17 protein-coding genes and 2 pseudogenes are annotated in these 21224 nt (G+C 50.8%); 15 read left to right on the forward strand and 4 right to left on the reverse strand.

Annotated elements, in window-relative coordinates; genetic code table 11:
- Positions 1-206: 206 nt before the first annotated feature.
- The 5 genes from MHB49_RS08480 (at position 207) to MHB49_RS08500 (ending at position 5566) form a co-directional block, all read left to right on the forward strand.
- Complete coding sequence (locus MHB49_RS08480; RefSeq protein ID WP_405155783.1) at positions 207-896, forward strand: glycosyltransferase; 690 nt, start codon at positions 207-209, stop codon at positions 894-896.
- Positions 897-913: 17 nt separating this feature from the next.
- Positions 914-1903, forward strand: a complete 990-nt coding sequence (locus tag MHB49_RS08485) for a polysaccharide biosynthesis protein (protein WP_405155784.1) — start codon at positions 914-916, stop codon at positions 1901-1903.
- A gap of 25 nt (positions 1904-1928) precedes the next feature.
- Positions 1929-3545 carry a nucleotide sugar dehydrogenase gene (locus MHB49_RS08490; RefSeq protein WP_405157083.1) on the forward strand — a complete coding sequence of 539 codons (1617 nt, stop codon included), beginning with the start codon at positions 1929-1931 and terminating at the stop codon, positions 3543-3545.
- A complete protein-coding gene (locus MHB49_RS08495) occupies positions 3532-4278 on the forward strand; it encodes a class I SAM-dependent methyltransferase (protein ID WP_405155785.1) in 747 nt (248 codons plus the stop codon). The genes MHB49_RS08490 and MHB49_RS08495 overlap by 14 nt, the downstream gene beginning before the upstream one ends.
- Positions 4279-4435: 157 nt before the next feature.
- Complete coding sequence (locus MHB49_RS08500) at positions 4436-5566, forward strand: glycosyltransferase family 2 protein (RefSeq protein WP_405155786.1); 1131 nt, start codon at positions 4436-4438, stop codon at positions 5564-5566.
- A 304-nt stretch (positions 5567-5870) separates the two neighbouring features.
- Here the strand turns inward: MHB49_RS08500 and MHB49_RS08505 are convergent, their stop codons facing one another.
- Entirely contained in the window at positions 5871-6392 is a 522-nt protein-coding gene (locus tag MHB49_RS08505; RefSeq protein WP_405155787.1) for a DUF5412 family protein, read from the reverse strand.
- A gap of 329 nt (positions 6393-6721) precedes the next feature.
- On the opposite strand from MHB49_RS08505, the pseudogene MHB49_RS08510 reads away from it, so the two are divergent.
- From MHB49_RS08510 to MHB49_RS08525, 4 genes and pseudogenes are all read left to right on the forward strand, one after another.
- Positions 6722-7373: pseudogene (locus MHB49_RS08510) on the forward strand (Rpn family recombination-promoting nuclease/putative transposase).
- Between the two features lie 343 nt (positions 7374-7716).
- A complete protein-coding gene (gene recQ, locus MHB49_RS08515) occupies positions 7717-9597 on the forward strand; it encodes a DNA helicase RecQ (protein ID WP_247901410.1) in 1881 nt (626 codons plus the stop codon).
- A 595-nt stretch (positions 9598-10192) separates the two neighbouring features.
- Positions 10193-12235: a B12-binding domain-containing radical SAM protein gene (locus MHB49_RS08520; protein ID WP_405155788.1), complete on the forward strand. Its 2043-nt coding sequence runs from the start codon at positions 10193-10195 to the stop codon at positions 12233-12235.
- Between the two features lie 261 nt (positions 12236-12496).
- Positions 12497-12619, forward strand: a pseudogene (locus tag MHB49_RS08525) (LysR family transcriptional regulator substrate-binding protein); the annotation flags it as partial.
- Positions 12620-12734: 115 nt separating this feature from the next.
- Here the strand turns inward: MHB49_RS08525 and MHB49_RS08530 are convergent.
- The gene (locus MHB49_RS08530; RefSeq protein WP_405155789.1) at positions 12735-14048 is read right to left on the reverse strand and encodes a transcriptional regulator; all 1314 of its coding nucleotides are present in this window, start codon (positions 14046-14048) and stop codon (positions 12735-12737) included.
- Between the two features lie 224 nt (positions 14049-14272).
- On the opposite strand from MHB49_RS08530, the gene MHB49_RS08535 reads away from it, so the two are divergent.
- From MHB49_RS08535 to MHB49_RS08560, 6 genes are all read left to right on the forward strand, one after another.
- Entirely contained in the window at positions 14273-15499 is a 1227-nt protein-coding gene (locus MHB49_RS08535; RefSeq protein ID WP_405157084.1) for a M20 family metallopeptidase, read from the forward strand.
- 29 nt (positions 15500-15528) lie between these two features.
- Positions 15529-16368 carry an enoyl-CoA hydratase/isomerase family protein gene (locus MHB49_RS08540; RefSeq protein WP_405155790.1) on the forward strand — a complete coding sequence of 280 codons (840 nt, stop codon included), beginning with the start codon at positions 15529-15531 and terminating at the stop codon, positions 16366-16368.
- A gap of 4 nt (positions 16369-16372) precedes the next feature.
- Entirely contained in the window at positions 16373-17191 is an 819-nt protein-coding gene (locus MHB49_RS08545) for an enoyl-CoA hydratase/isomerase family protein (protein ID WP_405155791.1), read from the forward strand.
- 65 nt (positions 17192-17256) lie between these two features.
- Positions 17257-18465, forward strand: a complete 1209-nt coding sequence (locus MHB49_RS08550) for an L-serine ammonia-lyase, iron-sulfur-dependent, subunit alpha (RefSeq protein ID WP_405155792.1) — start codon at positions 17257-17259, stop codon at positions 18463-18465.
- A 322-nt stretch (positions 18466-18787) separates the two neighbouring features.
- Positions 18788-19060 (forward strand): hypothetical protein, encoded by a 273-nt coding sequence (locus tag MHB49_RS08555; protein WP_405157314.1) that lies wholly within the window; start codon positions 18788-18790, stop codon positions 19058-19060.
- Complete coding sequence (locus MHB49_RS08560; RefSeq protein ID WP_405157085.1) at positions 18972-19334, forward strand: group II intron maturase-specific domain-containing protein; 363 nt, start codon at positions 18972-18974, stop codon at positions 19332-19334. The genes MHB49_RS08555 and MHB49_RS08560 overlap by 89 nt, the downstream gene beginning before the upstream one ends.
- Positions 19335-19565: 231 nt before the next feature.
- Here MHB49_RS08560 and MHB49_RS08565 read toward each other — a convergent pair whose 3' ends face one another.
- Complete coding sequence (locus MHB49_RS08565) at positions 19566-20267, reverse strand: ABC transporter permease (protein ID WP_405155793.1); 702 nt, start codon at positions 20265-20267, stop codon at positions 19566-19568.
- On the reverse strand, positions 20264-21217 hold the full coding sequence (locus MHB49_RS08570; protein WP_405155794.1) for an ABC transporter ATP-binding protein: 954 nt from the start codon (positions 21215-21217) through the stop codon (positions 20264-20266). Before MHB49_RS08570 ends, MHB49_RS08565 begins: the two co-directional genes overlap by 4 nt.
- Positions 21218-21224 lie beyond the last annotated feature (7 nt).

Genomic DNA, 21224 nt, shown 5'->3' on the forward strand with positions numbered 1-21224 from the left:
AAAGCTGATTTATGCAAGAACCTGTGCAAGCGTCCGGACCGATTCTATTATTTTTTCATACGTTATAGAGTCGGCTGGATTGGAGAGAGCTTCTGTATGGCAGTTACGGGCTGAAGGAGGCATTTTTGGTGTGGAGAGGGCTGTAAAACTATGAAAATAGTCTGAACGAATTGAAATAACATCACAGAAAAATGAGGAGGAAGGGTATGTCCAGAAAAGTGGTTATTGAGATTAACTTCAACAATTACGGAATGGACCCGCAGCGTTTGACAAGAGAGTGGCTGGAGCGGCGGATGGGCATTTTTCGTACATTCACCCTTCATTGTCTTAAGGCGCAGACGAATCAGGATTTTCTGACGGTAGTGAAGCTTTCCAAGGAATCGGGGGAATTGATGCAAGAGATTTTGGCTGAACAGGAACCGCTGCCTTCCAATATCCGTTTTGGAACAACGATCGAAAGTGTGCGGGCCATTCTGGCTTTTGCCGAGGGAGCAGAGGATATCTATATAGCCCGACTGGATTCAGATGATCTGTATCACAAGACATTTGTTCAGCAGCTCTATGACGTACAGCCACAGCCAGGAACAATGGCACTCATCAATCAGAATGGATATCTGTGGGACAGTGTGAATCATGAAATGGCACCAGCGTTCCACCGTTCCCCGCAGTTCTATGTCTACCTATACAAAACGGCAGAGTACGCTGCGGGATACCGGGTGAAGCTGCCAGGTCGGGGAACACATGGCAACGTCATCGATCTGCCGCATGAGCTGCTGGCTCCGCGCAATTATGTGAATATTGTGCATTCCAACAATACATCCATCAAAAAAGTACCACCCAAAGACCGATTGAGCCGGGAAGAAATGGCTGCGGTATTACGCGAATTCATGATCTGATCAAGGAGGGATTCACCATGATTAAAGGCCAAACAATCTTGATCACTGGGGGAACGGGCTCCTGGGGACAAAAGCTGACCGAGGTACTGCTGGAGCACAATCCGGCCGAGATTCGGATTCTGTCGCGTAATGAGTACGCCCAGATTGCGATGCAGCGGGATTTTGGTCAGGATGCACGGTTGCGTTTTGTCATTGGTGACATTCGCGACTATAGGGCAGTGGAGGATGTCTGTCGCGGAGTGGATGTTCTCTTTCATCTGGCTGCATTGAAACATGTTCCGGTATGCGAGGATCAGCCGGATGAAGCGTTCAAGACCAACGTCATCGGCACCCAGAATGTTATCCGCGCTGCGATTCGCATGCAGGTTACCAAGGTCATTGACGTCTCCACTGACAAGGCGGTTGATCCGATTAATGTGTACGGCATGACCAAGGCTTTGGGAGAAAAGATGATGATCCGTGCCAATGGGCTGAGCGAGTCCACCCGCTTTGTCTGTATTCGCGGAGGCAATGTGCTTGGAACCAGCGGCAGTGTCGTCCCATTGTTTCGCCGCCAGATTGATGAAGGCAAGAGCCTGACCATTACGGACCAAGGCATGACCCGCTTTTTCCTGACCCGCACGGAGGCCATTCATTTGTTGCTGAAGGCTGCCGAGGCTGCGGTGGGTGGTGAGACATTTGTGATGAAAATGAAAGCCTGCAAGATGACGGACCTGGCCTCGGTCATGCTGGAACAGGCGGGTCGTCCGGCTCACGATTACAAAGTAACCGGGATTCGGCCGGGTGAAAAATTGCATGAAGTCCTCATTTCTCCATTCGAGGCACCGCGTACCTACAAATATGACGAGCAATATTATGTGATTTTGCCACAGGAACCAGACAAGAGCCTGACAGATCCGTATAGTGGTCTGCCTCGTGTGACCTTTTCCGAGTATCGTTCGGACAGCGCGATGATGAATCGTTCGGCGATTGCCCAATTTTTACGTGCAGGCGGCTTTATCGATTAATAGAAGGGAGGCGGACCGTTTGAAGGTGGAAGGGTTGATAGAGAATAGCGAGCACGAAGGAAATAAAGAATCACAGGAACGTACCACGCTTCAATCCATAAACAACCGCTCCCTGAAAGCCGCCGTTATTGGTCTGGGGTATGTGGGGTTACCGATGGCAGTGGAGATGGCCCATGCTGGGTATCAGGTATACGGAATTGATATCGATGGGGCGAAGGTGGCTAAGTTGGTTGCAGGAAAATCGTATGTGATCGGCATTGAGGATAAGGTTGTGCAATCCCTTACTGGGGCCGGATTATTCATGGCCGGGACGGATTACGCAGCAGTGGCGCATGCCGATGTTATTGTGATCTGCGTGCCTACGCCTTTGACGGCGGAGCATCAGCCGGACATTTCATTTATCGCTGCAGCAGTGGATGGCATCACACCTTATCTTCAGAAGGGCTGCCTTGTCATTTTGGAGAGTACTACGTATCCCGGCACCACCGAGGAGCGTGTGAAGCAGCCCATCGAGGCCGCGAAAGGGTGGAAAGCAGGGCAGCAGTTCCATGTCTGTTATTCTCCAGAGCGGGTAGATCCCGGAAGTGTGCATTACGGCGTGAAAAATACACCAAAGATCATTGGCGGTTCCACGCCGTCTTGTCTATCGTTTGGAAAAGCATTCTACGGTTCGTTTCTGAACGAAATCGTTCCCGTCAGTTCAACGACAGTGGCGGAGACCGCAAAGCTGTTCGAAAACACATTCCGCAGCGTGAACATCGCGCTTGTGAACGAACTGACACCCGCCTGTGAGCAAATGGGCGTGAACATCTGGGAGGTGCTGGACGCTGCGGCGACCAAGCCATTCGGCTATATGCCATTCTATCCCGGGCCGGGCATTGGTGGACACTGCATTCCGATCGACCCGATCTATCTGTCCTGGGCCGCAGGCCGTCAGGGATCAGAGCTGCAATTCATTACCCTCGCGGATGCGACCAATCGGCAAATGCCGGAAAGAGTAGTAAAGCGTGCAGCGGAGCTGCTCGAACAGAACGGTTTGTCGATGCAGGGATCGCGAATTGTGCTGGCAGGTATGGCGTACAAAAAAGATATCGACGATCTGCGTGAATCGCCGGCGCTGGATGTCTACAGACTGCTTCATGAAGCGGGGGCAGATGTCGTCTTCACCGATCCAATGGTGCCGGTGTTCCGCAAGGATGATGGCACGGTTGCTCATGCTCAATCCGCATCACCCGAATTATGGGCCGAGGCTGATCTGGTCATCATTACAACGGATCATACCGGCTTCGATTATCAGGAGATGGCGGATCATGCCAAGCTCATCTTTGATACACGTAATGCCACTGCAGGATGTATCGGTGGAAATATCGTGGTGCTTGGACAGCCCATTCGCTCGGATGTGAACGTGGTGCAAGGCGTGAATACAGTCGAAATACATGAAATGCAAACTCACGAGAACATGCGAGTGCCTCGGACGGTGGATGGGGGTAAGCGGGGACACACCGATTCTATCCGGTCAGACCGTGAGGTAAACGTTAAAGCACAGACTGAACCTATTATCGAACCAGCCAGTGAACCGAGCATTGAACCAACCAACAAACACTCGCATGAAGATTTTGGAGGCAGCCATGGCAAATCATGACCGGGTAAACGAGCGTTATTATGGTGAGATCAATTCGGAGGAATCGCACGAGGCCACACGTACCCGCATTCACTGGATGTGCAGGGAAACGACAGGCAAGCGGATTCTGGATGTTGGCTGCAGCCAGGGAGTGACCTCCATTTTGTTGGCGCGCGAAGGGTTTCGTGTTACAGGCATCGACCTGGAGGAAGAAAGTATCCGGTATGCACAAAGAGAACTTGAGAAAGAGTCCAGACCCGTTCGGAGCAATGTGGATTTTCGTTTGCTGGATATTACGCAATGGAAAGCCAGAACCACCTTTGATACGGTACTGCTGGGCGAAGTGCTGGAGCATTTTGCCCATCCGGAGACGTTATTGATGCAAATTCACGGATTATTACACGAGGAAGGAACCCTGGTGGTAACCGTGCCGTACGGATATCATCCCTTTTATGATCACAAGCAGACGTTCTATGCCGGGAATCTCGCGATGTGCCTGATGCCATATTTTGAAGTATTGAAGCTGGAAGTTCATCATAAATATCTATGTTGCGTGGCACGCAAGAGGAGGAAAACGCAGCTGCATATGTCACCAACCCTGAACCAACTGAAGGAATGGATGGAGCTGGATCACATACATTTTGCCGAGGTGGAACAGCAGCATCTGCGGGTCATGAAGCAGCGCAAGAAAGCTCTCGACAGTGCGGTGGAGCAGGTGAAACGGCTGCGCCGTCAGGAGAATGGAGAAGGATAGTGGACGGTAGCTGGATGAGGTTGAAGCACGAGGGTGAATGTCAGGGTAGGAGGAAGGAAGAAAAGTAGGCAAATAAACAAGTGACAAGTAAGTAGAACAGAGCTTGGCAGTAACATAGCTATAAGTAATACGTGTATGACAGGAAGGGGCTTAAACCGTGATCACTATCAGTCTGTGCATGATTGTGAAGAACGAACAACGCACGCTTGCGCGCTGTCTCGATTCGGTCGCCAGCATTGCGGACGAAATCGTTATTGTAGATACCGGTTCATCCGATCGTACGATGGAGATTGCCGCGCAGTATACCTACCGGGTCTACACGTATGAGTGGAAAGATGATTTCGCCGCAGCGCGGAATTATTCATTCGATCAGGCCACGCAGGAATATATCCTGTGGCTGGATGCGGATGATGTGCTGCTGCCCACGGAACGGGCGAAGCTGGAAAGGTTGAAGCAGCAGCTGCCGTCAGGTGGCGAGACGATGGCTGTGGTCCTGAGCTATACGCTGGCCGAGGGGCCGGAGGGAAGTCCGCTTGTGACGGACCGACGGCTGCGCCTCGTCAAGCGGGATGCGGGGTGCCGCTGGCATGGCCGGCTGCACGAGCTGTTAAGCTTCCCGCCGGGCGGGGTCATTACGGCAGACATTGCCGTCACACACCGCCGCGAAGCGGGCCATCATTCGGCGCGAAACGTGCGCATTCTGCGCAAATGGATCGCCGAAGAGGGCGCAGCCCAGGGACGCCTGCTGTTCTATTATGCAGGCGAATGTTTCGACCGCCAGCGTTATGCGGCGGCGGTTCGGGCGTACGCGAAGCTGCTGCAGGAGCCGAGCGGCTATCGCGAGGATCGACTCATTGCCTGCGCGCGGCTGGCGGAATGTTATGAGCGTCTTGGCGAACCGGGCCGGAAGCTGGGTGCACTGCTGCAGTCATTTCAATTCGACCTGCCGCATGCCGACTTCTGCTGTTCGATAGCCGCTTGCTTTCAGGAGCGCACGGATTGGATGGCTTCCATCTACTGGTATATGCAAGCGCTGGACGTGAGCAGCAGGGATACCGGGCTGCGTCCGGTACCTGTGGGATGCCGCACTTGGCTGCCCCATGCCCGGCTCTCTCTTTGTTACGCTCACATGGGAAACTGGGAGCACGCGCTCCTGCATAACAGCAAAGCAAGAGAGTATCTGCCGAATGATCCCGGCCTGCTCGCCAATCAGCAGAAGCTTGAAGCATTGCTGCGTGAAGGGATGAAGATCCAGGAGGAGTGTGGGGATGCGCCACCCTACAAGTAGGTGGAAGCAGGAAGAAAAGCAGAAGTTGGAGATAGAAATAGAAGGTAGAAGATAGAAGTAGACCGCGAAGGGTGAAGAAGGGACGTAAAAGTATCTGTATATGGAAGTGAAGTTAAAGAGAAAGGACGAAAAGAGACTTAAAGGTGTCAGGGAGTCAGATTTGGGTTGAGTTCGTAATTCGGTGAGTGAAGAGCATTTACAGATTGGGCGATTATACGAGGTAAAGATCATTCAGCAGATGTGAAATAAGAGCAGCCCCGCTTGGCCATGAGAGTCGGCGAGCGGGGCTGCTTATTTGTATTTTCTATTTTTCGGGTGCCAGGCACCGCACGTACTGATCCTTCATGCGCAGGCTTCGGCATGCCCAGCCCCAACTGTCATAGATTTCATCATCGATGTTAAGTGTAATACTATCATCGCTGTACTCGTTCCGGTTTTCAATACGGAGCGTATTTTCATTTTCCCATTCAAGGTGGTTGGCCCCGTGATATTTGGCACGGTATATGGTTTTTACTGTGGACATGCCCGAGGAGAGGACCTTCTTCACATCGACCCAGATTGTGACTCCACCAGCTGCACCACCATAAGGCACGCCGTACATCTCGGCGACATACTCTCCATCCGGTGATGACATCGAGTAGGCGAGTTCCCCTTGCTCGGAACGATCAAACGTAGAGAAGTAAGGGCGAAGCCAGAAATACAGGAATACAGCGGCAAACAGAACAAAAATCAATATCGAAAATGCGGTGAATATGGGATGTCGGCGTATCCATGGTTTTGGTGGTGAGATGTTTGAAGAGTCACTAGCGTGTAAATGTTGTTTCATAATAAAATGCTCTCCTTTAGAGGTGTTGGGTTTGAAAGATATGTGGAAATGGATATGTAGTTATGCAAATGTCTTTTCTGTGAGCCAATCATTAATCGATAGTAACACATCGTGAATATTAATTAATAACAAATAAGTTAAAATAATCCTTAATCAAATGAGAGCTAAGTTAAATGGAGGAGAGGAGCCTTGTTTGCCAATTCAGGACTGGAAGAAGCAGTAAGAGATTGTAGATTGGTGTGGAATGTTTAACTTGTATAAAGGTGGTTGATGCTGCAATTAAGCACACTAAGCATGGTATAATAGAAAGAAACGGAGTTGATGGTCAGATGGCTGATTTGCTCGATCCTCGGAACGATTTTGTTTTCAAGCGTATTTTTGGCAGTGAAGAAAATAAAGATGTGCTGCTGGTGTTCCTGAACCGGACGTTTGCAGAGTCGGGTGAGCAGCCGCTGACAGAGATCGTACTTCTCAACCCGTACACAGATAAAGATGCTCCACTCGATAAACAGTCCATATTTGATATTTGGGCGAAAACAGCTGAAGGTAAATTGATCAACATTGAGATGCAGTTATTTAATAAATATGATATTGAAAAGCGGACCCTATACTATTGGAGCAAGCGTTATTCCAGTCAGTTGCAGGAAGGCCAGACGTACAAGGAACTGAAAAAGTGTGTGTGCTGACAAATCGAATTGGGAGGTGCTGCAAATGAATGAACCTACGTTGAAGAAAGCGATGGATACGCTGGAGTTTCTGAGTCAGGATCGTGAAGCACGTCGTTTGTATGAAGAGCGGCAAAAGTATTTGCATGATGAAGCCTCAATGATTGAATGGGCTACGGAGAAGGGATTAGCGGAAGGTGAAAAAAGAAAGGCGATTGAAATAGCTAAAAATATGCTTTCATTCGGCATTGAAGTTTCGGTCATTGCCAAAACGAGTGGTCTAACAGAGTCAGAAGTAGAGGCGTTAAAAGATTAGCAAATGTACTTTATATTCAAACAATTGTCTTGTCCCAAAAAGGGCTAGCGGTTGTTTTTTTATTTGTCCTGGAATGTTCAATCACACCTGATTCTAAATTCAATCTTTCCGATCACTAAGATAATACCGCTGTTATACATTTGCCAAAGATCGTTTTACTTGAAAACGCGGTTGCTCATTCGGGTCTGGGCCGTTAAACTAAAGGGAGCGGCGTTTGCTTGACGGACAAGTCATGAGAACGCCATTTTGTTGTCAAGGATGCGGGTTATACCGCTTTCGGATGTCAGAATCGGATCGGACCAAGCTGGTGGAAGAACACCGGTGATAAGTAAGGAGTCTTTACATGAGTGTGCAAACACCTACACTAGAAGAAGCGCAGGGTCTCCTGCAAAAATATTATGGCTACCCCGACTTTCGCGAGGGACAGAAAAAGATCGTAGCCAGCTTGCTCGAACGCGAAGATACACTGGGTATTATGCCAACCGGGGGCGGGAAATCGATCTGTTATCAGATCCCCGCATTGTTATATTCGGGACTGACGCTTGTCGTTTCCCCATTGATATCGCTTATGAAGGACCAGGTCGATGCTTTGACCACGGCTGGTATTGCAGCCGCTTATATTAATAGTACGTTAAGCGGCAAAGAAGTGAATGATCGCATCCGCGCTGCGCAGCGCGGAGAGCTGAAGCTGCTCTATGTCGCGCCTGAGCGACTGGAGCTGGACTGGTTCCGCGAGGAGATGGGCTACTTGCCAATCTCGTGCGTTGCTGTGGATGAGGCCCACTGTGTGTCGCAGTGGGGACATGATTTTCGGACAAGCTACCTGGCGGTAGCGCCGTTTGTGGACAGTTTGCCGGAGCGGCCGGTGGTTGCGGCCTTTACGGCAACAGCGACGCCCGAGGTCATGGGGGATATTCTGCGGCTGCTGCGTTTGCAGGACCCGCAGACGTATGTGACCGGACTTGGGCGGGATAATCTGGCGTTTAGCGTGCTGCGCGGCGAGAGCAAGAAGGACTTTGTCCTGAATTACGCACGTGAGCATGCGAGCGAACCGGGTATTGTATACGCCGCGACGCGCAAGGACGTGGACGATCTGCATCAGCGTTTGCTGCAGGCGGGATTGCCGGCAGGACGCTACCATGCCGGGATGACGGACGATGAACGGGCCCAGAGCCAGGAACAGTTTTTGTACGATGATATTCGAGTGATGGTGGCGACGAATGCGTTCGGCATGGGAATTGATAAATCCAACGTACGTTATGTGCTGCATTACAGCATGCCGAAGAACATGGAGGCGTATGTGCAGGAAGCCGGACGTGCAGGCCGGGACGGTGAGCCGAGTCAATGTATATTGTTATTCGGAGCACAGGACATTATCACCCAGAAGTTTCTGATCGAGCAGAACCCGATGGAGGGCGACCGCAAAGCAAACGATTATCGGAAGCTGCAACAGATGGTCGATTACTGTTACACGACGCGGTGTCTGCGCAGTGCGCAGTTGGATTACTTTGGCGAAGTGCATGAGGACAAACCGTGCGGCATTTGCAGTTCATGTACGGACGACCGCGAGCTGGTGGATATGACGATTGATGCGCAGAAAATATTCAGCTGCATTCATCGCATGCGTGAACGGTATGGTGTATCGCTGGTCGCTTCGGTGCTCAAAGGCTCCCGTGCCAAAAAAGTGCTTGATTACGGCTTCAATTCCCTGCCAACCTATGGCGTAATGGGCAATCGTACAGAACGTGAGATCGCAGAGATCATCAACGTCATGGTATCGGAAGGGTATCTGATGCTGTCCGAGGGACAGTATCCGGTCGTTCGTTTGCAGCCATTAGCAGTGGAAGTACTCAAAGGCCAGCGTGAAGTAATGCAGCGTGTAGTTCGCAAGACAGCGGCGACGGCTTCGGGTACGAACTATGGCGGACGTCGTGGACGCGATGCAATGCCATCTGCGGTTAACGAGACGGTATTTGAGCAGCTGCGTCTGATCCGTCGTGATCTGGCGGCGAAAGAGCATGTGCCGTCGTACATTATTTTCAATGACGCGACCTTGCGTGAGATGAGTGTGGTATGTCCACAGACAGAACGTGACATGCTGGATATCAAAGGGGTCGGTGAGGTCAAATACCGCAAGTATGGACTGCCATTCCTGGAATTTTTCCAGAAGCAATCGGGCGAAGAAGTGGATACGGATGATGACGCTTTTTATGAGTACGAGTAAGTGTGAGTCTGCATGGTTAAGTGTTGAGTGTGAGTGAGTAGAAGTGATCATGAATGAGTATGAGCGAGTATGATGAGTTGGGTTCGTTCGCTCGAAATGTAAAGCTTATTTGCATAAAGCTAATGATCGTGAGTTCATGCTCGTAACGTTCAATGAATTGTTATAGAAGAGAAATGAGATATACGGCATTAGGGTAAGGATAGTTCAAGGGTTCGTCCATGATGCGAGAGAAGTGTTCGGTACAGGCTCGAAGCTCAAGGTGACTAAAGTGTATCTGTAGCATGGACAAAAGAGGGCGGATTGTCTTTCAAAAGGTGGACATTGGCGTTAGGAGTGGTCTACAACTTCTTGCACAATATGTAGTTGATTGTATGTGTTTTATACTGTATGTTGTGGTTTGAGTGTAGTGTGGTGTGTATGTCTTTTTGAAAGGACTGTCCGCTCTTTGAAAGACAAAAGTTGAATATGTCCATGATCGGTGGAATGGCTATCTTTAGAGAAGTTTGCATGAGCAGCATCCGGGGCAGGATGACTGTTTCAGCTTTTCTTTTACCAAAAAAATATGGTCTGGGTGTCCAGGCAAAGGTTGTGAACCATGAAAGTTATTCTTTCTACTTTGAATGCAAAATACATCCATACCTCGCTGGCTTTGCGGTGTTTGAAGGCTTACAGTGAGAAGGATTTTGATATTGAGCTGGCGGAGTATACGATCAAAGACCCGGTCATGAATATTGTGTCCGATCTGTACCAGCGCGGTGCGGACGTGATTGGGTTCTCGTGTTACATCTGGAACATCGAAGAGACGATCAAGGTTATTGATATTTTGAAAAAGGTCATGCCTGAGGTGAAAATTCTGCTGGGCGGGCCGGAAGTGTCCTACGACACGGAATATTGGATGAACCGGATTCCCAATGTCGATTTCATCGTGATGGGTGAAGGCGAAGAGACGCTGCATCAGCTGTTGACGGAACTGGAGGGGGACAAGAAATTCCATTTCGTGTATGGGCTGGCGTATCGCAAAGGTGAAGAGGTCATTCTCATGCCGGGACGGCCGAAAGCGGATCTCAACGATCTGCCTTCACCGCACCGTTTTGAAGAGGATATCCCGGATCTCGGGAAACGGGTTGTTTATTTTGAGACGAGCCGTGGCTGTCCGTTCAGCTGCCAGTTCTGTCTGTCCAGTATTGAGGTCGGCGTGCGGTATTACGATATTGAGCGGACGAAGTCGGACATTCTGTACCTGATCGAGAAGGGTGCGAAGCTGATCAAGTTTGTGGACCGGACGTTCAACATCAAACGGGATTACGCGCTCGAAATGTTCAAATTCCTGATCGAGAATCATCAGGGGACGGTTTTTCAGTTTGAAATTACGGCGGATATTATGCGTCCCGAGGTACTGGACTATCTGGCAGAGAATGCGCCGCCGGGCACCTTCCGGTTTGAAATCGGTGTACAGTCCACGAATGATCCGACGAATGAACTGGTGAAACGTCGTCAGAACTTTGCCAAGCTGAGCCGTACGGTGAACAAGGTCAAAGCCAGCGGCAAAATCGACCAACATCTGGATCTCATCGCCGGACTGCCGGAGGAAGATTACAATACGTTCCGCAAGACATTTAACGACGTATTTGCTTTGGGGCCGGAAGAACTTCAGCTCGGATTCCTCAAAATGCTGCGCGGTACCGGTCTGCGTCTGGATGCGGAGAAGTACAACTACACGTATATGGATCACGCGCCGTATGAGATTCTGGGCAGTGACGTGCTGCCGTTCAGCGATATTGTGCGCCTGAAGCGGCTGGAGGATGTGCTGGAGAAATATTGGAACGCCCACCGGATGGATCATACGCTGAAGTATCTGATGGAACAGGAGTTCAACTCGCCGTTTGATTTCTTCCAGGCGTTCGGGGATTATTGGGAGGGTCAGGGCTGGCAGAAGATCGGTCACCAGCTGGAGGATCTGTTTACCCGTCTGCACAGCTTCCTGGAGTCGCGCAACACACCGCATATGGATGTTGTGCTTGGCCTGATGAAGCTCGATTATTTCCTCGGTCACAAATACAAACCACGCAAAATTTGGTGGGATGATGCGCTGGAGAAGGATCAGTGGGCGGTTTATATGAAAACGTTGGCTGAACGTCCGGAAGACGTTCGTCTGCCACGTATTGCCGGTGCCGCAGGCTCGGCATGGCTGGAAAGCAGCGGCACGAGTGCAACGGCTGCTGGGGCAAGTTCGGCTGCTGCCGGGGAAGACTCTGCCGCGGATGCGGCGGGTGTGATCGGCAGTGATGGCGGGGATGTGGCGTCGCTCCCTGCGGGCGACGCAACAGGGTCCGCCGCGGATGGAGCGGCGGACGGGGTGGACGGCAACGCTTCGCGTGCGTTGCCGATGACCTCGGCCATGACCGCACAGACGGTCATGGGAGCCCGTGCTTTCGCCGACCTTGGTCTCGGCGAAAAAGAACTGCAGAAGCACACCGTACTCGATGTGCTTCCGTTCCGGCTTGAGCGTGTGCTAGCTGGCGCCAGCCCGCTTGCCGCGAAAGGCCGGACGCTGCTGGTCGTTGTGTACCAGCAGCATGAAGGGCAGCAGGCGCAGTATTACACGCTGCCGCTGGGAGAAGAAGCCGCTGCCATGTAGATGCAGCGGCCTTGGGAGAGCACCGCAATCATTGACGCGGTGCATCCCCGTGAGCTGCTGCGCCTATGGGACGCAGTAGCCTTACTCAAGCTGCATGGCCGATTGGCATCATGCAGCAGGAAAAAGCGCCACGACTATGAGGTCGTGGCGCTTTTTTGCGTGCATCACACAGCGCAGCAATGGTGGATTCACGCAAGTTTTTGCATCACGGATCAGCTATCGTGATGCACGCAAGCGTCGCAATCAATCACTGCCACACAGCGGGTACTGGAGAAGGCCGGGATTAAGCCGAACATCAAGTTCTCCGCCGGGGATGATTATGCGATTATAGCTATGGTGGAGAAAGGCCTGGGCATCAGCATCCTCCCGGAGCTGGTCGTCCGGCCAGGAAGTGATTTGACTTGGTAAATCAAGCGCAAAAAAGGCACGTTTTCAGTTTTGAAAATGTGCCTTTTTTGCCATTAATTTAAAGTCGAAATGGAAAACGTAACAATGCGTGTCATCTGCTTAATTTGAGCCCTTCATGGTCGAGAAACAACAGCTCGTAGTATTTTTTTGGCCGCCCCTTATTGTTATCGCGTTTTTCAAATACCGTTTGTACATAGTTGCTTTCCTCAATTTTGTTAAGGATACGGTTCGCGCCTCTGACGGTCATGGACAGGCACTCCGCAACATCCTCAGAGGATAATTTATTGGTCCTCATGATTTCAGCATAGGACATGATTTTCTGCAAATTGATGTTGTTGATTCCGATGGTTTTGGCGAGTGCAATGATTTCCGGGTCCCCCTGCTCAGAGAACTGGATGACATTCATGCTCCGCATGGGGCCGGCAACCTTCTGATTCTCGTCTATGAAGAAGCTGCAACTGCCCGTAAAGGCTTCCGCCTGTCTGTGCGCCTTGGTGGCGTTGACGTTTGCTTGAAAATATTCATGCCCCGAGCCCCACCCGATCTTCACCTTGCCCTGGATGCGCTCCTCCAAATACTCCAGCAGGCTACAGTTATGCGCGTTAGAGGTGATTCTCATGAAATTTCCGTAGGTGGTGTACAGTCTGACATAGCCATCCGAAATTTGCGCCGTGTCTGCCAGATTCACGCTGCGCAGAAACCTGCCGACAAGAACTTTCAGCTCATGAAGCTCCTCTTCGGAGGACTGCTGCTCATTTTGGACCGATAGATATGCGACCACTGCCCTCTGGTTCTTAAGCTTGAGGATGGTAATCTCGTTGATGATCTCGCTGATGGTCTCTTTAACGTTCTCCAAAGTGGGCCGGATTAAGATATATTTGACTCCGTGCTTTTGGAGTTCTGGAACAAAGTGGCCGAACGCAGTAATGGACAGATCTATTTTCTTGTCTTCCCACAGACGGATATGGTTCTCCAGCATGGTCTCCACCCGTTCGGACAGATCTCCGCTGTCAACGGGCTTCCCCTCATGAGTCAGGTATTGCTGGAATTCGCTGAACGATTCGATAACATATGCATAATCCACATAGATCCGGGAGATATCAAGTCCAGGTTCTGTAACCAGCAGCCGGAAAAGCTCCCTGTACAGCAGGTTCTCATCATCGTGCAAAATGTGAACAGGGACTTTATCATCCAGGCATTCCTTATCGATGGACTCGTAAAGCATCCTGCCGCTGATCACAAATCCATCCACCGAATCTAAGTTCTGCAGATATAGGTCTGTTGTTTCCCTGAAATTGCTTATGGTAAGGAAGCGGAACTGGCATAATGGCCGCATCTCTTCTTCAATGGCGCGGAAATAATCCATATGGGCCTCTGGCGTGATAATACCCAGCTTGATTGTCATGGTAGATTCCTTTCATAAAACAGTTCAATCAAAAGAGTTATATCACAATAAATGTGATATTACAATGTTCCGACAGCCTCTGAAATAATGTTCTTAAAATGTCTTAATATCTCTTGACAGCGAATGAAAATGCCAGTACGATGAAAGTGTTCTTAAAAAGTCCTAAAATATAAAGGGGGAATGCCTGCTCTGTTCTAACGTTCATTTAATTTGTGCTTTGGGAGATGTTCATTGTGAGTGAAGAAGCTGGAGACTTAATGAGTATGGCCCGGCAGTTGCAGGACAAAATGGTCACGTACAGGCATCATCTTCATGCGATTCCGGAGCTTGATTTAAGTTTGCCCAGAACTACGGCCTACGTAAAAGAGGCCTTGGAGTCTATGGGTCTTAAGCCCGCTCCGGTAGGAGAATCAGGGCTAACGGTTACGATTGGCGGACAGCATGACGGGAAGGTGGTTCTGATCCGTGCGGATATGGACGCTTTGCCCATTCAAGAAGAAACAGAGCTGTCTTGCGCATCGTTGAATGGAAACATGCATGCTTGCGGTCATGACATGCATACTTCCATGCTGCTCGGAGCTGCGGAGATTCTGAAGGCTAATGAAGCGCAGCTTCGCGGCACGGTTAAGCTTATGTTTCAGCCGGGTGAAGAGACGCTGCACGGGGCAAAAATGATGTTGGAGCATGGGATTCTCGACAATCCCAAGGTGGATGCAGCCATGATGCTTCACGTATTGACCGGAATGCCGCTACCTCTCGGACAATTTGTAGTACCTGAGGAAGGTGGAGCGATCTCTGCTTCGTCGGATTGGTTCGAAATCATCATCCGGGGGAGGGGCTCACATGGCGCTATGCCCGAGGCCGCAGTAGACCCCTTAAATGTAGCTGCTCATCTTCATCTGGCGCTGCAGGGTATCCTAAGCCGGGAAGTTTCACCGATTGACAATGCAGTGCTTACCATTGGCGTGATGGAGGGCGGAACTACGAACAACGTGATTCCCGATACGGCCAGATTGAAAGGAAGCGTGCGAACATTTGACGCTGCATTGCGGGATAAAGTGGAAGCCCGTATCCGCGCAATTACCGCAGGTATCGGAGAAACTTTTCAGGCAAAAATGGAAGTGATCTATACGCGGGGTTGTCCTGAGGTAAAAACGGATGGCGGGCTTAATGGGCAAATCAGATCTTCGATTGCAAATACCTTCGGGGACGGCTCCTATATCGGTATAACTGAGCTGGTACCCGGTGGGAAATTAATGGGCTCGGAAGACTTCGCCTTTGTCTCACAGGCGGTGCCAAGTACCACAGTGTTTCTTAACGCAGGCAATGCCGAAGAAGGTTATAGTTACCCTGTACACCATCCTAAGACGATGTTCTCGGATGAGGTGCTTCATAGAGGGGCTGCGGCTTACGCAGCTTTTGCCAGAGACTGGCTTGAAAGTAACAGTTAAGCTCTAAACCAAACTTAGGAGGAATTACAATGACAGAGAGACGTATGATTGGACCCACCAAATTCGAAGAGTACTCGGAGAAATACAAGGAATTCCTGTTAATGACCCGCCGTGATGGAATCATTGAAGTGCGTCTGCACACCGATGGAGGTTCGTACACGCACAATTGGGAAGCTCATACCGCCTGGTCTCATGCCTGGTCAGATATTGGCCGTGACCCTGAGAACGAAGTCATGATTATTACGGGAACTGGGGATAAATGGTTGATTGGCGACCCTGAGGTCTGGAATACGAAATTCATGGACTGGCCGAAGCAAAAGAAGCTCGAACAGTATCATGAATCGCTGAGATTACTTGAGAATTTGATCTTCTGCATTGACATTCCGACCATTGGGGCTGTCAACGGGCCGGGAACGCACTGTGAACTTGCAACGCTCTGCGATATTACCATTTGTACTGAAGACGCGGACTTTTTCGATCCGCATTATCTGGGAGGCACGCCTCCAGGGGATGGAATGCTGCTCACACTGCAGAGCATGATCGGGTTCAAGAAAGCAGCCTACTACGCCTACACCGGCAAGAATATCAATGGTCAGACCGCCTTGGATCTGGGTATTGTCAGTGAAGTGCTGCCCCGCGAAAAGCTTCTTCCGCGCGCATGGGAGCTGGCGGAGATGATCATGCAGGCACCGCGTTCAACGAGACATCTGTCTCACTCCATTATCTCCCGGCCATGGAAGCAGGCTCTGGTCGCCGATCAGGGATTCCAGCTTGCCCACCAGATGTACGACATGGCCATTGATGAAGAAGGAGCGCTGGAGCGGCTGAAGAAAATGCAAGGACGCCTGATGGGCAACGATGTTCAATAGAAAGATGACGGGACCTAGCCGGCTCGAAGAATACTCGGAGAAGTACAAGGACTTATTCCTCATGACCCGCCGCGGCGGCATCCTCGAAGTGCGTATGCACACTGACGGGGGACCGTTACAATTCGACTGGCCGGTTCAAGCGGCATATGGTCATGTATGGTCAGATATTGGCCGTGATCCTGAGAATGAGGTCATGATCCTTACAGGGACAGGAGAGCTGTGGCAAACAGGCAATCCTGAAGTCTGGACCACCAAATTCATGGATTGGCCGAATCGCCGGAAGCTGGAAATGTACCATGAATCGCTCCGAATGATTGAAAATATGGTTCATTGCCTTGACATCCCCACGATCGGGGCGGTCAATGGCACAGGCGCACACTGGCAACTGGGAACACTTTGTGATATTACCCTTTGTACGGAAGACACGGCGTTCTTCGATGCCCATTATCTGGGCGGTGTTCCGCCTGGAGACGGAATCGTCCTGGCACTTCAAAGGATACTGGGAACCAAGAAATCGGCATACTATGCATACACGGGGATGAACATTACTGCCCAAGAGGCACTAGACCTCGGTCTGGTCAATGAGGTATTGCCTCGTGAACAGCTTCTTCCACGGGCATGGGAGCTGGCAGAGATGATCATGCAGGCACCCCGCTCTACAAGACATCTTACGCATTCGATTGTATCGCACCCGTGGAAACAAGCTTTGGCAGAGAATCAAGGTCTTCAGCTTACCCACCAATTGGTTGACATGGCGATTGATGAAGAGGGGATTCATGAGCGGCTGATGAAGCTTAAGGAACGTTTTCAGAGGAATGGGTAATAAGCCTGGTCAAGCCGCAAGAGGAAGATCTAAGCCAAAGACAACTTAGAAGGGATAAGGGTGCTATGAGATCGTTGACTGAGCTATTTAAGATTGGCAGCGGACCGTCCAGCTCCCATACCATGGGGCCGGAGAACGCGGCCAGAATCTTCAAAGCAGAAAATGAAGACGCAGACCAGTTCAAGGCACTGATCTATGGTTCCCTTGCCAAAACAGGCAAAGGCCATATGACGGACAAGGCCATTATTCGCGCATTGTCACCCGTTTCAGCAGAGGTTGAATTTGTTCCGCAGCCGGATTTTGTTCTGCCCCATCCCAATACGATGGACTTGTTCGCTTACCAAGACGGTCAGCAAACAGCCTCCATGCGCGTTGTCAGTATCGGCGGCGGGGACATTGTGATTGAGGGGCGGGAGGAGGTGCGGGGACCTGATGTCTACCCGGAGAACAGCTTTGCAGAGATCAGCACCTTCTGTAAAGCGAATCAGATCCGGCTAAGCGATTACGTCGAGTTGCGTGAAGGCAAACAGATCTGGGGATTCCTCCAAGGAATCTGGGAAGCGATGAAACGGTCAATCGACGAAGGGCTGTCTGTCACAGGCATTCTGGAGGGCGGCCTGAATGTCGAGCGCAAGGCGAAATATCTGTATCATCAGGGGACTGTGGATGAGAGCCCGGAGACTCGGGAGAATCGGATCGTCAGCGCGTACGCTTTTGCCGTCAATGAACAGAATGCGGCTGCCGGTACAGTCGTAACGGCTCCAACCTGCGGGGCCTGCGGTGTTGTGCCCGCCTCGCTCCGTTATATGCAGGAGAAGCTGCAGGTCCCGGACGAACAGATTCTCCGGGCACTGGCCGTCGGCGGGCTCATTGGCAATCTGGTCAAGCATAACGCCTCGATCAGCGGCGCTCAGTGCGGCTGCCAGGCAGAGGTTGGCACGGCTTGCTCTATGGCAGCGGCTGCGCTGGCTGAACTGTCCGGGATGGAGATCGACCAGATTGAGTATGCGGCGGAGGTTGCCATGGAGCATCACTTGGGGTTAACCTGTGATCCGATTAACGGACTGGTTCAGATCCCTTGCATTGAGCGGAACGCTGTCGGTGCGATGCGGGCGATCAATGCGCTGAGTCTGGCTAAGTTCTTGTCGGGTACCCGTAAAATATCCTTTGATCTGGTTGTTCAGACCATGTATGAGACAGGCCTGGACATGAACAGCAGATACCGCGAAACTTCTGAGGGCGGGCTCGCTAAGTTCTACAATATGGGCAGTTAAATGATACTGCCATGATGATGGGGCATTAATTCCATACTTGTGTAATGAGACGAAGAACGTCCCTTGCTGCCGATTGGCAGAAGGGACGTTCTTTTTTGGGAGGCTATGTAAGGCGGGCTGCTGCGGTCTCAGCATGGTCGAGCAGGGCAGTCTGACCAAGGCAGAGTTGGTCGTCCGGCAAGAAGTGATTTGACAGGGCGCAGCCGGGATTAGAAAATGTATGCATGTACATGCAGCAGTGAATTAAGTAGAGAAGGACTACGAATGAAACAGCTACGCATTGGAATACCGGAACTATTTGGAACAGAAGCTAAAGCTCCAAATGAACACGCGGAAAAGCAAGATCCTCAGTGTCGTGGCGCAGAAACACTTCAAATTTCTCGGATTTACGCTCGGCAAGAACGGAAATGGTGTATATATACAGCGTACACCGCCAAGCTCTGGGCAAGGCAAAGAAGAAGCTGAGGGAACTGACGAGCCGAAGTCAAGGCAGAAATGCACGACAAGTGATGGAGAACGTGAAGGTCTACATTCGTGGCTGGATCGGCTATTTCTACGTAGCGGACATGAAACGAATCTTGCAAAGCTGGAATGAATGGCTGAGAAGACGAATGCGGATGTACATCTGGAAGCAATGGAAGAAGCCGAACGATGTGAACAGTTGCAGATTCAATTCTAATTGTTTGCTCTGCTTGTATGACTTGTTGATTTGCTTCTTTATCATCATGAAAGCCAATTGCAGTGTTTCCCTACAGTGCGTCATTTACCTGCGGTGCAAGGAGTGCGTCGAATTGTTTGATCCCTCCAATCCCTCGTTTTCGCTTATAGAAAAACCAGGTCCCGTTTCATCTCTTCGAATTGATTATTGAGAGAATGGAAAAAACGACACCCTTTCTCATGATTTTGGCGAAAATGAAAAACGTCAAGCTTTTTTGGAAGAAACAATCAAGTATATACAGTTTTCCAGCATGTAATAAGTAAGGACATGTAAAAAAAAACTCCTACAACGTAGGAGGGGGCACAATGGGATGGTTCAAGGCAACCTTGTCCCATCTACCTCGGCGGATACCGGGAGGCTATATTTTTCCAAAGCAGGGCTGTTATTTATGCTCGGCAAATCGCCACCAAGCCACTGTTCCGGCAAACCCTGCTATCCCTGTGGCAGCCAGTATCACCATACTGATCAAGCCGAGCTCTGAACCGCTTAGCAGCAGAACTGGAATCGTCCAAGGAAAATAAGGTCCGAAGCCTAACTGCACGACCACATTCGAGACGATTACGATGACAAAGGTGATTCCGATCGGAGCGAGGTAGCCTCGGGTAAGATTGGCAAATAAAGCGCTCGTTGTGCTGACGAGTATAATCAGCAGGGAGGCAGCCATGAATATCCAGAAAACATGCAAGATGGTGGATATCGAGCCTCCGCTGACGCCAATCAGTGAACCGGCGCCTGCGATTACCGCAAAGGTGAAAACAGCCAGTCCTGTATTCCACATAATGATGGCGATAAATTTGGCCAATACAGTATAGGTCTTGGGGACCGGCTTAACAAGGATGTCCTTGATGGTATTGTTGGTGTACTCCACTCCAAACACCCAGGCGGAGGTGAATGCGAATCCTACGACCAGCAGGGAGCCTATGGAGCCGAGCAGATCCGCGAAGTAGGCTTCCCAATTGGCAGCGGAACTGTTGAATATAGCAATCATCAAGGGCAAGGCCGTAAAGGCCCCAAGCATGACCCAAAAGACGACAGACCGCCCTATTTTACGAGCTTCGTTGTGAATGAGAGAAAGGAGCTTCATGCCTGCTTCCTCCCTTCTGTACGGATCATGCGCAAGAAATATCCTTCCAGATCTTCCGTAACGACGCTCAGGTGAGTCGGCGGCTGGCCCAATCGCACCAACATTTCTGCGACTCCCTCCGGCTGCGCTATCGCGCGGCCTTCTGTCAAGACCAAGCGCCCGTCAGCGGCTTCTTCATAGCTGTACCCATGTTCTGTGAGGATACGCATCAGGGCAACACGATTACGCCCGTCCAGGATTACACTTTTTTGCAGGGAGTGCTCCAACTGGTTCACCTTCATGTCCTGGATGAGTTGCCCTTTGTGCATGATGCTAATACGGTCTACCAGCTTGGATAATTCTTCTAACAGGTGGCTGGAAATGAGGATGGTGACGCCATGATTGCGCGACAAGTCGAGCAGCAGCTCCCGGATTTCGACGACACTGGCCGGGTCAAGCCCGTTGATCGGCTCGTCCAGTATTAATACCTCCGGGTTGTGGAGCATAGCCTTTGCCAATCCTAGCCGTTGTTTGTTTCCCAGGGATAGCGTTTTGGCCTGCTTGTCCTGATGAGCGCCCAGATCAAGCTGCTGGATGACGCGAGCAATGGCATTGCGGTCAGAGATAAGGTGCATTCTGCGGGCAATGTCCAGATTTTCCGTGACAGTAAGTTCTGGATAGAAGGTTGCCTCCTCCAGATAGCCAACCTTTTCCCACAGCTTATAATTGCCGGCGTCAACCTTGCTCCCCAACATGTGGATGCTGCCGGATGATGGCCTTAGCAGCGAAAGGAGCATTTTGATGGTCGTGGTCTTACCAGCTCCGTTCAACCCAAGGAAGCCAACAACCTCCCCCCGGTTCACCTCCAACGAAAGATTGCGCACGGCCGGGTAATCGCCGAAATTTTTGCTGACATTCTCAAGATGGATGGCATTGGCACTGCCAATGTTGCCTGTTCTGCTTGATCTCATTACATAA

The sequence above is a fragment of the Paenibacillus sp. FSL K6-0108 genome, assembly GCF_045040695.1.
GTDB classification, from domain to species: Bacteria; Bacillota; Bacilli; order Paenibacillales; family Paenibacillaceae; genus Paenibacillus; species Paenibacillus pabuli_B.